The organism is Sphingomonas sp. CFBP 8765 (genome assembly GCF_014841445.1).
GTDB lineage: Bacteria > Pseudomonadota > Alphaproteobacteria > Sphingomonadales > Sphingomonadaceae > Sphingomonas > Sphingomonas aerolata.
The window spans coordinates 747,103-760,063 of the sequence record NZ_JACYTY010000002.1 but is presented as its reverse complement, the minus strand read 5'-3'; the positions used below and the strand labels follow the sequence as shown (position 1 = coordinate 760,063).

Sequence of the window (12,961 nt, the reverse complement as noted above, 5' to 3'; positions counted from 1 at the left end):
TTTCGTTGGAGTATCCCGCATGAAGTTCGTCACTGCCATCGCCGCCCTGCCGCTCGCGCTCGCTGCCTGTTCGGGGGGCGACTCGTCGAACACCACCCAGGCCGCAGCCCCCGTCGCCGCGGCGGCCGCACCCGCCGGTCAGAACTGGACCGAGACCGTCGTCAAGACCGACGAGGGCTATCTGATGGGCAACCCCAATGCCCCGATCAAGCTGGTCGAATATGGCGCGCGCTCCTGCCCGACCTGCGGCGCGTTCGCGCGCGAGGCGTTCAAGCCGCTGACCGACAATTACGTCTCGACCGGCAAGGTCAGCTTCGAATTCCGCGACTTCCTCGTCCACGGCGCGCCCGACGTCGCGCTGACGCTGCTCGGCCAGTGCGGCGGGACCGCACCGTTCTTCCCGATCCTCGAGCAGATGTACCAGAACCAGAACGCCTTCCTCGACAAGCTTCAGACGATGCCCCCGGCGATGCAGCAGAGCCTCGCCAATCTCGCCCCGACCGCGGTCGCGACCAAGCTCGCCGAGCACATGGGGGCGATCGACTTCGTCAAGCAGCGCGGCATCCCCGAGGCCAAGGCGCGCGCCTGCCTCGCCGACCAGAAGCAGCTCGAGATCATGGCCAAGCCGACCGAAAGCGCGATGCAGTCGGGCACCGTCACCGGCACGCCGACCTTCCTGCTGAACGGCAAGAAGATGGAGAACGTGCTGTCGTGGAGCGAGATGGAAAAGGCGCTGAAGGCCGCCGGCGCGTAAGCCGCATCCCGTCCGGCGGGCATTTGGCAGCCCGGAATGTGTCCCTGCGAAGGCGGGGACCCAGTCCGGGCTGCCGCCTTCGCGGGAGAGCAGGAGCGCGCTACGCTCGCCAATCGTGAAGGGAGAGCGCGCGCCATGCAGATCAAACGCCTCCGCATCACCGGGTTCAAGAGCTTCGTCGAACCCGCCGACCTCGTGATCGAACCCGGGCTGACCGGCGTGGTCGGCCCCAATGGCTGCGGCAAGTCGAACCTGCTCGAGGCGCTGCGCTGGACGATGGGCGAGGCCAGCGCCAAGTCGCTGCGCGGCGCGGGCATGGACGACGTGATCTTCGCAGGGACCGCAACCCGCCCCGCGCGCGATTTCGCCGAAGTGTCGATCCTCGCCGAGATCGCCGGCCCCGACGGCGCCGACGAACGCGAGATCGTCCGCCGGATCGAACGCGGCGCAGGGTCCGCCTACCGGATCGACGGCCGCGACGTCCGCGCGAAGGATGTCGGGCTGCTCTTCGCCGACGCCGCGACCGGGGCGCACAGCCCCGCGCTGGTCAGCCAGGGCCGGATCGGCGCGGTCATCGCCGCCAAGCCCGCCGACCGCCGCGCGATGCTCGAGGATGCCGCCGGGATCGCCGGGCTCCACGTCCGCCGCAAGGATGCCGAGGCGCGGCTGCGCGCGACCGAGGCCAATCTGGCCCGGCTCGACGCCGTCATCGCCGACCAGGACGCACGCGCCGCCGCGCTCAGACGCCAGGCGCGCGCCGCCGAACGCTATCGCCTGCTGTCGAACCAGATCCGCGTCGCGGAAGCCCGGACGATCTTCGCGCGCTGGCGCGACGCCGCTGCCGCCGCCGAGGCCGCGACCGCCGACGCCGCGCAGGCCGAGGCGCGGGTGGCCGCTGCCGCCGCCGCCGAATCCCTTACCGCGAAGGCGCAACACGACGCCGCCGCCGCGGTCGCGACCGCCCGCGCCGCCGCGCTCGCCGCGCGCGACCATGCCGCCGACACCGGCCATAAGCTGGCCGGCCTGCGGACCGAACGCACCGCGCTCGACCGCCGCCTCACCGATCTCGCCGACTCGCGCCGCCGCATAGCCGAGGACCGGCTGCGCGAGGGCAGCCTTGCCAGCGACGCTGCCGACGCGCTGACCCGGCTGACGACCGAGATCGCCGCGCTCGATGCCGCGATCGCCACCGCCACCGCCGCGCTTCCCGCGCTCGATGCAGCGCAGGCCGAGGCCGAACGCGCCGCGCGCGACGTCGAGGTCGCGCTGGCGCAGGCGATGACCCGCCATGCGAGCGACGTCGCCGAGGCGCGCGTCGCCGCCGCCGCGCTCGCCGCCGCGCGCGCCCGCGCCGATCGCGTTGCACGCGACGCGGCGCAGGTCGAAGCAGCACACCGCGCACTCGGCGATTCCGCCCCGCTCGAGGCCGATCGCGCCACCGCCGCCGAGGCGCGCCTCGCCGCGCTGGAGGACGCCGCCGCCGCCCGCCACGCGCTCGCGCAGGCCGATAGCGACGAACGCGCCGCGAGTGGCCTGCGCGATGCCGCCGAGACCGCGCGCGCCACCGCCCGCGCCGAACTCGCCGCGCTCGACAGCGAGGCCGCCGCGCTCACCCGCGCGACCCAGCGCGGTGGCCGCGACCGGCTGCTCGACCATGTCACCGCCACGCCGGGGCTGGAGCGTGCGCTCGCCGCCGCGCTCGGCGACGATCTGGATACCGACCCCGCCGCCTGGGCCGGCGCGGTGCCCGCACTTGGCGATCCCGCGCCCCCGCCCGGCACCACCGCGCTCGCCGCCGACGTCGACGCACCCGCCTCTCTCGCGCGCCGGCTCGCCCAGGTCTTCGTCACCGACCGTGACGACGGCCAGTCGCTCGCGGTCGGCCAGCGCCTCGTCACCCGCGACGGCGTGTTGCGCCGCTGGGACGGCTTCGTCGCACAGGGCAGCGGCGCCGCGGCCGCCGAGCGGCTCGAACGGCGCAACCGCCTGCACGCGCTGGAAGCCGCGCGCCCAGCCGCCGCCGCCACGCTCGCCGTGCATGACGCGGCGCGCACCGCGATCGACCAGCATATCGCCGCGCACCGCCAAGCCGCCCAGGACGCCCGCGCCCACCTGTCCGCCGCCGAGACCCGCATCCGTGACTCGCAGCGCAGCGAGGATCGCGCCGTCGCCGCGCTTGAACGCCGCGCCGGACAGCGTGCCGATCTCGACCAGCGCGCACACCGCGTCCATGCCGAACAGGCCGACGCCGCCGCGGACCTTGCTGCCGCCGAGGCCGCGGCCGCGGCACTGCCCGACGGCCGCGCCAGCGCCGACGCGGTCGCGACGCTCCACCGCGACGCCGAGGCCCGCCGCGGCGCGGTCGCACAGGCGCGCAGCGACCGCGCCGCGCAGGACCGGCTGCGTGCCGAAACGCGCGAACGCCTCGCCGCCGCACAGGCCGATACCCGCAGCTGGCGTGCGCGCGCAGGCGAAGCCGCAACCCGCATCACCGCCTTGGACCGCCGGGCCCGCGACGTCGCCGCCGATGCAGAGGCACTCGCCGACCGCCCCGCCACCCTCGATGCCGCGATCGCCACGCTCGATACCGAGCACACCGCCGCGCGCGCGGACGCCGACACGCTCCAGACCGCCGAACGCGCCGCCGAAGCCGCGCTTCGCACCGCCGACGACGCGCATCGCCGCGCGGCCGAAGCGCTCGCCGAGGCACGCGAGCACCGCGCCGGCGCGCTCGTCCGTGTCGACACACAGGAGCAGCAGCGCCGCGAACTAGGGCGGCTGTCGGGCGAGCGTTTCGCCTGCCCCGCCCCCGTCCTGCCCGAACGCCTCGACTTCGCGGCCGCCGATGTCCGCACCCCTGCGGACGAGAGCCGCGCACAGGACCGCCTGACCGCCGAGCGCGAGCGGATCGGCGCGGTCAACCTCGTCGCCGACCAAGAGCTCGCCGCACTCGAAACCGAGGCGGTCGGCAATGCGGCCGACCGCGACGAGCTGGGTCAGGCGGTCCACCGGCTGCGCGGCTCGATCGGCACGCTCAACCGCGAGGGGCGACAGCGGTTGCTCGCGGCGTTCGAGACGGTGAACGGCCATTTCCAGCGGCTGTTCGCAACGCTGTTCAATGGCGGCAGCGCGCATCTCGAGCTCGTCGATTCGGACGATCCGCTCGAGGCGGGGCTCGAGATCCTCGCCCAGCCCCCCGGCAAGCGGCTCCAGTCGCTGACGCTGTTGTCGGGCGGCGAGCAGGCGCTGACCGCGGTCGCACTCATCTTCGCGCTGTTCCTGACCAATCCCGCGCCGATCTGCGTGCTCGACGAGGTCGACGCGCCGCTCGACGACGCCAATATCGACCGCTTCTGCGACCTGCTCGACCGGATGGCGCGCGACACCGCCACGCGCTACCTCGTCGTCACGCACAATGCGGTCACGATGAGCCGCATGCACCGGCTGTTCGGCGTGACGATGATCGAACCCGGGGTCAGTCGCCTCGTCTCGGTCGATCTTCAGGCCGCCACCATCCTCGTCGCGGCATAAAGGCGTCACCCGCTGCGAAACGCGAGCAATCGCGCTATAATGGTCGGATGTTCCTCGACGACTCGACGATCTGGCCGCGCAAGGACGATCTCCCGCCGCGCAAGCCCGCCTTCCGCCATGAGAAGGCGCTCAGCCGCATGCTCCTCGTCTATGCGCTCGCGTTGATGCTCCTCCCGATCAGCCTCGGCAGCTTCGTCGACATCATCCGCTACGTCGCTGGCCTGTTTGGATAATCCCCCGGACAGTTGATCCGCATCAATCGACAGGCATCTGTGCGGAACGTAAGATGAACGCATGGCCCAGCTCGACACCCGTGAGAAACTCGAGATCCTGGCCGATGCCGCGAAGTACGACGCATCCTGCGCGTCGTCGGGCACAGCCAAGCGCAATTCGAAGGACGGCAAGGGGCTCGGCTCGACCGAGGGCATGGGGATCTGTCATGCCTATGCGCCCGATGGCCGCTGCATCTCGCTGCTCAAGATCCTGCTGACCAACAGCTGCATCTTCGACTGCCATTACTGCATCAACCGCAAGAGCTCGAACGTCCGCCGCGCGCGCTTCACCGCCAAGGAGGTCGTCGACCTGACGATAGCCTTTTACAAGCGCAACTATATCGAGGGGCTGTTCCTCTCCTCGGGGATCATCGCCTCGTCCAACTACACGATGGAGCAGATGGTCGAGGTCGCGCGCAGCTTGCGCGAGGATCATCATTTCCGCGGCTATATTCACCTCAAGACGATCCCCGACGCCGATCCCGAGCTCGTCCATCAGGCGGGACTCTATGCCGATCGCCTGTCGATCAACGTCGAGCTGCCGACCGCAGGCGGGCTCAAGCGGCTCGCCCCCGAGAAGGACGGCGTCCGGATCGAGACCGCGATGCGCGAGGTCAAGGCCTCGATCGTCGACGGCAAGGACGCCAAGGCCAAGTACAAGTCCGCGCCGCGTTTCGCCCCCGCGGGCCAGTCGACGCAGATGATCGTCGGCGCCGATGCCGCGACCGATGGCGACATCGTCCGCAAGGCCTCGACGCTGTACGACCGGTTCGGTCTTCGCCGCGTCTATTATTCGGCGTTCAGCCCGATCCCCGACGCCAGTGCGGTGCTCCCGCTGCAGCGCCCGCCGCTGATGCGCGAACACCGGCTCTATCAGTCCGACTGGCTGATGCGCTTCTACGAATTCCAGCCGCACGAGGTCGTCGCCGCGGCGGATGATGCAACGGGCATGCTTCCGCTCGACATCGATCCGAAACTGGCCTGGGCGCTGAAGTTCCGCGGGTCGTTCCCGGTCGACGTCAATCGTGCCCCGCGCGAGATGCTGCTCCGCGTCCCCGGGCTCGGCGTAAAGGCGGTCAACGGCATCCTGACCAGCCGCCGCTGGCGCCGCCTCCACCTTGCCGATGTCGCGCGGCTGACCGTGTCGGTCGCGAAGATCCGCCCGTTCATCATCGCCGAGGACTGGCGCCCGGTCGCGCTGTCCGACCGCGCCGAGCTCCGCCCGATCGTCGCGCCGAAGCCACGCCAGATGGAAATGTTCGCCTGATCCTCTGGTCGGGGCGTGCGCTGTCGTGGCTGGTGGATCGGGAGTGATGCGCTAAGGTCAGCAATGGCCTTTGGCGTATTCATTCACCGCTCGGACTCGATCTACGACGACAGCCCGGCCGAACGATACCAGTTCCCCGCCCAGTATCTGAGCCGTGCGCAGCCCAGTATCGGCGACTGGATCCTCTATTACGAACCCCGCAAGGTCGCGGCCACGCGCGGCTATTTCGCGGTCGCCAAGGTCGAGCGGATCATCCCCGATCCGTCGACGGCGGCCATGTTTCTCGCGCTGATCGAACCCGGCTCCTATCTAGATTTTGCCACCCCCGTGCCCTTTTCTGGCGCCGACGGTCCAGTCGAACGCGGCGTTCTCAACGATCAGGGGCGGATATCCGGCCGTGCCCAGTCCGCCGTGCGCCCGATCTCGCCTGCCGACTTCAACCGCATCGTCACGCTCGGCCTCGACGACGAGACCCCGCTGCTGCCGCGCACCGGCGATGCCGTGGCCGACACAATAGACGATGGCCATTGGCAGGAGGAACGCCGCCCGTTCCTGATCGAAGGCGAGCGTCCGCGCATCGCCAGCCTTACCTCCCGGATAGTCCGCGACCGGATATTCCGCCGCACCGTCCTGCGCGCCTATGACGAACGCTGCGCGATCACCGGGCTGAAGCTGATCAACGGCGGCGGCCGCGCCGAGGTCGAGGCGGCGCATATCCGCCCGGTCGAGGCGAACGGCCCCGATATCGTCAGCAACGGGCTCGCGCTGTCGGGCACCGCGCACTGGATGTTCGATCGCGGGCTGTTGTCGCTCGCCGATGATCTCGCCATCCTCGTATCGCGCCAGGCCAATGATCCCGACACCATCCGCGGGGTCGTCAACGCGAGCGGCTATGCCACCGCGCCGGCCCGCGCCGCCGATCGGCCGCACCCCCATTTCCTGCAATGGCACCGCGCGCACTGCTTCAAGCGGTAGCGTCGGCATCGCGGCGGCAAGCTCATTCTCGCCACCCGCCAAAAACCATGCGGGATCGCGCGCGGCGGTGCGTATGTCTGGATGCAGAGGGAGCAGACGATGCAGGATCCTGTCGATGAAGGACTGACCCGGCTGGCGGCGATGCCGGTGCCGCGCGCGCTCGATGGCGTCGAGGCGTCGGTGTTCGATGCGATCGCCGAGAATGCGCGCAGTCGGCACGCCAGCCTCCTGGTCGGGCGGTGGTCGGTCGGTACCGCGCTGGTGCTGGGACTGATCGGCGGGGCGGCACCGATCGGCCATGGCGCGCCGGCGCAGGCGTCGATCCCGATCGGAACCGACGGCGCGCTTGCTCCCTCGACCTTGCTGCTCGGGCAGTGACGTCCGTGGTCCGGCGTGCGGCACCGACGATCGTCCTCGCCTTCCTCGCGGCGATCGCCGGGGTGTTTATCGGCGGCTGGATCCGCACGCCGGGTACAGCGCACGGCACCGAACTCCACACGCTGCTCCACCGCGACGTGGTGCTCGACGCCCCGCAGGAGGCGGCGCTCGACCGGCTCGAGGCCGAGTTCGCGGTCCGCCGCGCGGCCCTGGAAGCGGAGTTGCGTGCCGACAATGTCCGTCTCGCCGCCGCGATCGAGCGCGAACATGCCAATGGCCCCGCGGTCGCCGCCGCGGTCGACCGGTCGCACCGGACGATGGGCGCGCTGCAAAAGGCGACGCTCGCGCATGTCTTTGCAATGCGCGGCGTGATGCGCGCCGACCAGACCGCGGCGTTCGACCGGGTCGTCGTGCAGGCGCTGACCCCCGCGCATTGATCCCGCCCCGCCCCGACAGGACCGCGCGCCGCACGAGCATCGATCTCGATGCCTATGACGACGCCGCGCTGGTCGCCGCGCATCTCGCCGGGCCCGCGGCGGACCGGCAGGCGGCGTTCACGGCACTGATGCGGCGGCACAAACAGCCGCTCTACCGCCTGATCCTCGCGCAGATCGGCGATCCCGACGAGGCGCTCGATTTGTTGCAGGACAGCTTTGTCGCGGCGCACGCCGCGCTGTCCCGCTATGACCGCGACCGGTCGCTGCGCACATGGCTCGCGCGGATCGCGATCAACAAATGCCGCGACTGGCACCGTCGCCGCCGCGTCCGCCATATGCTCGCCCGCGTGTTGCCGATCGAGGCGGGCGAGCGGGTCGCGGACGGGGCGGCGGATACGGAGACGCACGCGATCGGTCGCGACGACCTCGCCCGCACGCTGGCCGATATCGCGCGGCTGCCGGCCCCGCTGCGCGAGCCGCTGCTGCTGTGCACGATCCACGAGCTGAGCCAGGCAGAGGCCGCGCAGGCGCTGGGGATCAGCGCAAAGGCGGTCGAGACCCGGATCCGCCGCGCGCGCGCCGCGCTCGCCGCCGCGGCCTGATTTGTCTAACGTCATGAGGGGCAAGCCGATCGGCGGCGTATGACCTGACAGACGTGACCGCTCCCGGCCCGAGGATCCGCATGACCCGACCGACCCGCCGCCAATTCCTCCGCGACGCCACGCTTGGCGGCGGCGCGCTCGCGCTGCCCGGGTTGCCCGCCTGGGCCCAGCCCGTGTCCGCCGGGATCGCGACACCGCTGTCGGTGCTGTCCGGCACCGATATCGCGCTGACCGTTGCGCATGTGACGCGGACGATCGACGGCACGCGCAGCCACGCGATCGGCATCAACGGCACCAGCCCTGCGCCGCTGATCCGGCTGAAACAGGGGCAGCAGGTCCGGCTGTCGGTGACCAACAGCCTCGACGAGGAGACGTCGATCCACTGGCACGGACTGCTCGTGCCGTTCCAGATGGACGGTGTGCCCGGGATCAGCTTTCCCGGCATCCCGGCGCGAACCACCTTCACCTACGACTTCCCCGTCGTGCAGGCGGGGACCTATTGGTATCACAGCCATTCGGGGCTGCAGGAGCAGATGGGGCATTACGGCCCGATCGTGATCGACCCCGAAGGTCCCGATCCGATCATGTCGGACCGCGAACATGTGATCGTCCTGTCGGATCACAGCCCGCTTCACCCGCACGCCATCTTCCGCAGGCTGAAGCTCCAAGGCGGCTATTTCAACTATCAGAAGCAGACGCTCGGCGGCCTGCTCGCGGGCCGGGACCAGCCGGCGGGCGAACGGCGGATGTGGGGCGGGATGCGGATGGACCCGACCGACGTGTCCGACGTGACGGGCGCGACCTATACCTATCTCGTCAACGGGCATGGCCCCGCGGACAACTGGACCGCGCTGTTCACGCCCGGCGAGCGCGTCCGCCTACGCATCATCAACGCCTCGGCGATGACCAATTTCAACGTCCGTATTCCGGGACTGAAGATGACGGTCGTGCAGGCCGATGGCCAGAACGTGCGCCCCGTCGCGGTCGACGAGTTCCAGATCGCGGTCGCCGAAACCTATGACGTGATCGTCGAACCCGCCGCGCCCGTCGCCCACACGCTCGTCGCCGAGGCCTGGGACCGGTCCGGCATGGCGCGCGCCACGCTCGCGCCGCGCGTCGGGATGGTCGCTGCGGTTCCTGCGCTGCGCAGACGCCCGCTCGCGACGATGAAGGACATGGGCATGGGCGACATGGCCGCGATGGATCATGGCGCGATGGGCGGCATGGCGGGGATGAACCACGGCGCAATGCCGGGCATGGACAAGCCCGCGCAGGCTCCCGCCGGCGAGGCGCCGATGCCCGCCATGAGCCACAGCATGCGCGACTTTGCCAACGCGCCGGGCCTGCCGAAGACGCCGACCGTGCAGACCGTCGCGCCGATGCCGATGGATCGCACCGGCGAGCCGCCACAGGGCCTGAGCAACACCGGCCACACGGTGCTGGTGTACCGCGATCTCGTCGCGCTCGAGCGCAATCCCGATCTGCGCGCGCCGACGCGGCAGCTGCAGATCCACCTGACCGGTAACATGGAACGCTATATGTGGGCGTTCGACGGGGTGAAGCTGAACGAGGTGAAGGCGCCGATCCCGTTCCGTCAGGGCGAACGCGTCCGCGTCGCATTGGTGAACGACACGATGATGGCGCACCCGATCCATCTGCACGGTCATTTCTTCGAGCTGGTGACCGGCCACGGCGATCATGCGCCGCGCAAGCACACGATCAACGTCGCCCCCGGCGGCACCGCGACCTTCGACCTCACCGCCGACGCGGTCGGCGACTGGGCGTTCCATTGCCACATGCTCTACCACATGCATGCCGGCATGATGCAGGTCGTCACCGTCCGCCCCGACAGCGAAGCGGGAGCAGCAGCGTGAAGACGCTCGCCCTCTTCCTCGCGACCGTCACCGCCACGCCCGCCGCGGCACAGATGCACGACATGCACGGAATGAAGATGCCCGGCATGGCGATGCCCGCCAAACCTGCGCCCAGAAAGCCCGCACCAAAAAGGCCGGCACCCAAAAAGCCCGCCCCGGCAAACCCCGCGGCACGCAAGGCGGCGCCGGCGCGCGCACGCGCTGCGAAGCCCGCTGCATCGACGATGCCGGCGATCGACATGTCCCCGACCGCCGCCTGTTCGACCGAGCATGCCGCAATGGGCCACTGCCAACCCGCCGCCACTGGCGCGGCCCCGCCACCGCCAGCCATCCCAGCCGCCGCTGACCCCTGCCCGCCCGAACACGCCGCGATGGGCCATTGCGCCCCGCCCGCGTCAGACGGTTCCGCCGCCCCGGCGGGCACCGACCAGCCCGCGGGCACCGCGCCACCCCCCGCCCCGCCGACCACGCTGGCGGCGGCGCGCTTCTACGATTCCGCGACGATGGCGACGGCCAACCGGATGATGCGCGACGAGCATGGTGGCATGCGCTTCAGCCAGATCCTCTTCAACCTCGCCGAGCTGCAGGTGCGCAACGGTCGCGACGGCTATCGCTGGGACGGCGCGGGCTGGTTCGGCGGCGACATCGACCGCCTTGTCGTCAAGACCGAGGGCGAAGGAGGTCTCGGCGACCGGGTCGAGGCCGCCGAAGTGCAGGCGCTCTATTCGCGCGCGCTCGACCCGTACTGGAACCTGCAGGCGGGCGTCCGCCAGGATCTCGGCGCAGGTGCCAAACGGACCTATGCCGCGCTTGGGGTCGAGGGTCTGGCGCCCTATTGGTTCGACGTCGAGGGCACGCTGTTCCTGTCCGACAAGGGCGACGTGCTGGCGCGTGCGGAGGCCTGGTACGACCAGCGCATCACCCAGCGCGCGATCCTCCAGCCGCGTGTCGAGCTGAACCTCGCCGCGCAGGACATGCCCGGCAGCCGGATCGGCGCGGGGCTGTCCACCGCCGAACTGGGCCTGCGGCTACGCTACGAGATCCGCCGCGAATTCGCGCCCTATGTCGGGCTGGCCTGGGAACGGCGCTACGGCGCCACCGCCCGCTATGCGCGCAGCGACGGCGATAGCACGGGCGGGGTCTCGCTCGCGCTCGGTGTGCGCGCCTGGTTCTGACGCGCCGCCTGCCACTGCCGATAGCCCAGCAGCGCGAGCAGGATCATCGCCGCATAGAGACCCGCGGTCAGCATCAGGCCCTTCGCGACGAACATCCCGACATAGACGATGTCGACGACGATCCACAGCAGCCAGCTCGCACTGTGCCGCCGCGCGGTCCAATATTGCGCGACGAGGCTGAAGCTGCTCAGCGTCGCATCGATCCACGGCAGCGCCGCGTCGGTATAGCGGCTCATGACGAACCCGATTCCCAGCGCGGCACCTGCACCGGCGCAAAGCCCCGCCAGCGCGGGGATCGGCCGTAGCGGCACGACGGCGACGTCGCCCGCATCCTGCCGCCCGCGCGTCCAGTTGCGCCACCCATAGACCAGCGCACCCGCGAACACCGCCTGCAGCATCATGTCCGCATAGAGCCGCACGTCGAGGAACAGCTTGAAGTACAGCGCACAGGCCAGCAAATTGACCGGCCAGCACCACAGCCGCCGCACCGCGGTCAGCCAGATGCCGAGGAAACTGACCGCGACCGCGGCGATCTCGAGCATCGTCACGCGCCGTTCTCCGCATCGGCGATCCGGCGGAGGAACGCCTGCCCCGGTTCGGACAGAAACCACGCCGCATGGCCGATCAGATAGCCGTCCCAGGCCAGCGCCGCCGCGCTCATGTCGCCGAGCACCCCTGCGAAATACGCGACCTCCGACAGGGCGAATTCGAGATGCACCAGCGGCAGCAGCCGGACGAGCGTCGCCCGGTCCTCCGCACCGAACGCGGTCGTCGCCGCATAGCCCGCCAGCAGCGCACACGCCGCCTCGGGCTGGCCGATCGCGGCGTCCGCGCCCTGCCCGAGCGCCAGCCAGGCAACACCGCTGCGTTCGATCGCGATCGCCACGTCGTGCAGCGCGCAGGTCCGGTCCGCCAGCCCGAAATCGATGACGGTCCGCACGTCCTCCTCCTCCCAGAGCAGGTTGGAGGGATGCCAGTCATTATGCGTCCACAAGGCCGGCTGCGCGGCGAGCCGCGGCTGCAACCCGTCGCCGAGCGCGCTGAAGAGCGACGCGAGTTCACGCCGCCACGGCCTCCGGGCGAGGAACGCGGCGAGCGCCGGCCGCGCCACGACATAGCGTCCCGCCGCCGCCATAGGATCGGGATCGGGCAGGATGGTGAAGCTCGCGACCAGCGGTTGCAGCACGCGCGCCGGCGCATCGAACCCCTGCGACGCGCGGTGCAGCCGCGCCAGCGCAACGCCCGCCGCACGCGCCTGCGCGAGCGACAGGAACGGCGTCCAGGACGGCCGGTCGCGATACAGGTCGACGCCGGCGGCCTTGCGATGCAGTTCATAGGTCCAGTCGCCACGGGCCAGCGCGCCGCTGTCGCTGGCGGCGAGCGTCATGACCTCCGGCACCGTAATGCGCGTCCGCAGATGCGCGATGAACCGGTGTTCCGCGCCCAGCTGATCGGGCGTCCGCATCCGGCGGTGATGCCGCTTGAGCAGGAACATGCCCTGCCAGGTCTCGACGAGCGCCGCTGCGGAGAAAGGACGCGGCGAATGCCAGTGCACATGCTCGAGCAGACCGGCGGCCGGAAACTGCGCGACCACCGTCGCGGCTTCCTCGGCGGTGATCGCCGGCCAGCTCGGTGCGGCCATGTCCGTGCCCATCCCGTGGACCAGATGCGCCGCCGGCGAGCCCGCGCCGATCAT

Annotated in this window: 12 protein-coding genes; 10 read left to right on the top strand and 2 right to left on the bottom strand. The window is 70.7% G+C overall.

Going from position 1 to position 12,961, the window contains the following annotated elements; translation table 11 throughout:
* Positions 1-19 precede the first annotated feature (19 nt).
* From IFT87_RS08130 to IFT87_RS08085, 10 genes are all read left to right on the top strand, one after another.
* On the top strand, positions 20-754 hold the full coding sequence (locus tag IFT87_RS08130) for a thioredoxin domain-containing protein (protein WP_192008082.1): 735 nt from the start codon (positions 20-22) through the stop codon (positions 752-754).
* 135 nt (positions 755-889) lie between these two features.
* A complete protein-coding gene (locus IFT87_RS08125) occupies positions 890-4,285 on the top strand; it encodes a chromosome segregation SMC family protein (protein WP_192008081.1) in 3,396 nt (1,131 codons plus the stop codon).
* A 47-nt stretch (positions 4,286-4,332) separates the two neighbouring features.
* On the top strand, positions 4,333-4,518 hold the full coding sequence (locus IFT87_RS08120; RefSeq protein WP_031394247.1) for a hypothetical protein: 186 nt from the start codon (positions 4,333-4,335) through the stop codon (positions 4,516-4,518).
* 61 nt (positions 4,519-4,579) lie between these two features.
* Positions 4,580-5,824, top strand: coding sequence for a putative DNA modification/repair radical SAM protein (locus tag IFT87_RS08115; protein WP_031441721.1), 1,245 nt, complete (start codon positions 4,580-4,582; stop codon positions 5,822-5,824).
* A gap of 63 nt (positions 5,825-5,887) precedes the next feature.
* A complete protein-coding gene (locus IFT87_RS08110) occupies positions 5,888-6,799 on the top strand; it encodes an HNH endonuclease (RefSeq protein WP_037531877.1) in 912 nt (303 codons plus the stop codon).
* Between the two features lie 99 nt (positions 6,800-6,898).
* A complete protein-coding gene (locus IFT87_RS08105; protein WP_037531885.1) occupies positions 6,899-7,177 on the top strand; it encodes a hypothetical protein in 279 nt (92 codons plus the stop codon).
* A complete protein-coding gene (locus IFT87_RS08100) occupies positions 7,174-7,614 on the top strand; it encodes a periplasmic heavy metal sensor (RefSeq protein ID WP_306286500.1) in 441 nt (146 codons plus the stop codon). The genes IFT87_RS08105 and IFT87_RS08100 overlap by 4 nt, the downstream gene beginning before the upstream one ends.
* Entirely contained in the window at positions 7,611-8,216 is a 606-nt protein-coding gene (locus IFT87_RS08095; protein ID WP_446740630.1) for an RNA polymerase sigma factor, read from the top strand. The genes IFT87_RS08100 and IFT87_RS08095 overlap by 4 nt, the downstream gene beginning before the upstream one ends.
* Positions 8,217-8,296: 80 nt before the next feature.
* A complete protein-coding gene (locus IFT87_RS08090) occupies positions 8,297-10,090 on the top strand; it encodes a copper resistance system multicopper oxidase (RefSeq protein ID WP_192008080.1) in 1,794 nt (597 codons plus the stop codon).
* A gap of 53 nt (positions 10,091-10,143) precedes the next feature.
* On the top strand, positions 10,144-11,265 hold the full coding sequence (locus tag IFT87_RS08085; protein WP_192008202.1) for a copper resistance protein B: 1,122 nt from the start codon (positions 10,144-10,146) through the stop codon (positions 11,263-11,265).
* Here IFT87_RS08085 and pnuC read toward each other — a convergent pair.
* Positions 11,196-11,813, bottom strand: coding sequence for a nicotinamide riboside transporter PnuC (gene pnuC, locus IFT87_RS08080; RefSeq protein WP_052149181.1), 618 nt, complete (start codon positions 11,811-11,813; stop codon positions 11,196-11,198). The genes IFT87_RS08085 and pnuC overlap by 70 nt on opposite strands.
* Positions 11,810-12,961, bottom strand: a complete 1,152-nt coding sequence (locus IFT87_RS08075) for a phosphotransferase enzyme family protein (protein ID WP_037530237.1) — start codon at positions 12,959-12,961, stop codon at positions 11,810-11,812. Before IFT87_RS08075 ends, pnuC begins: the two co-directional genes overlap by 4 nt.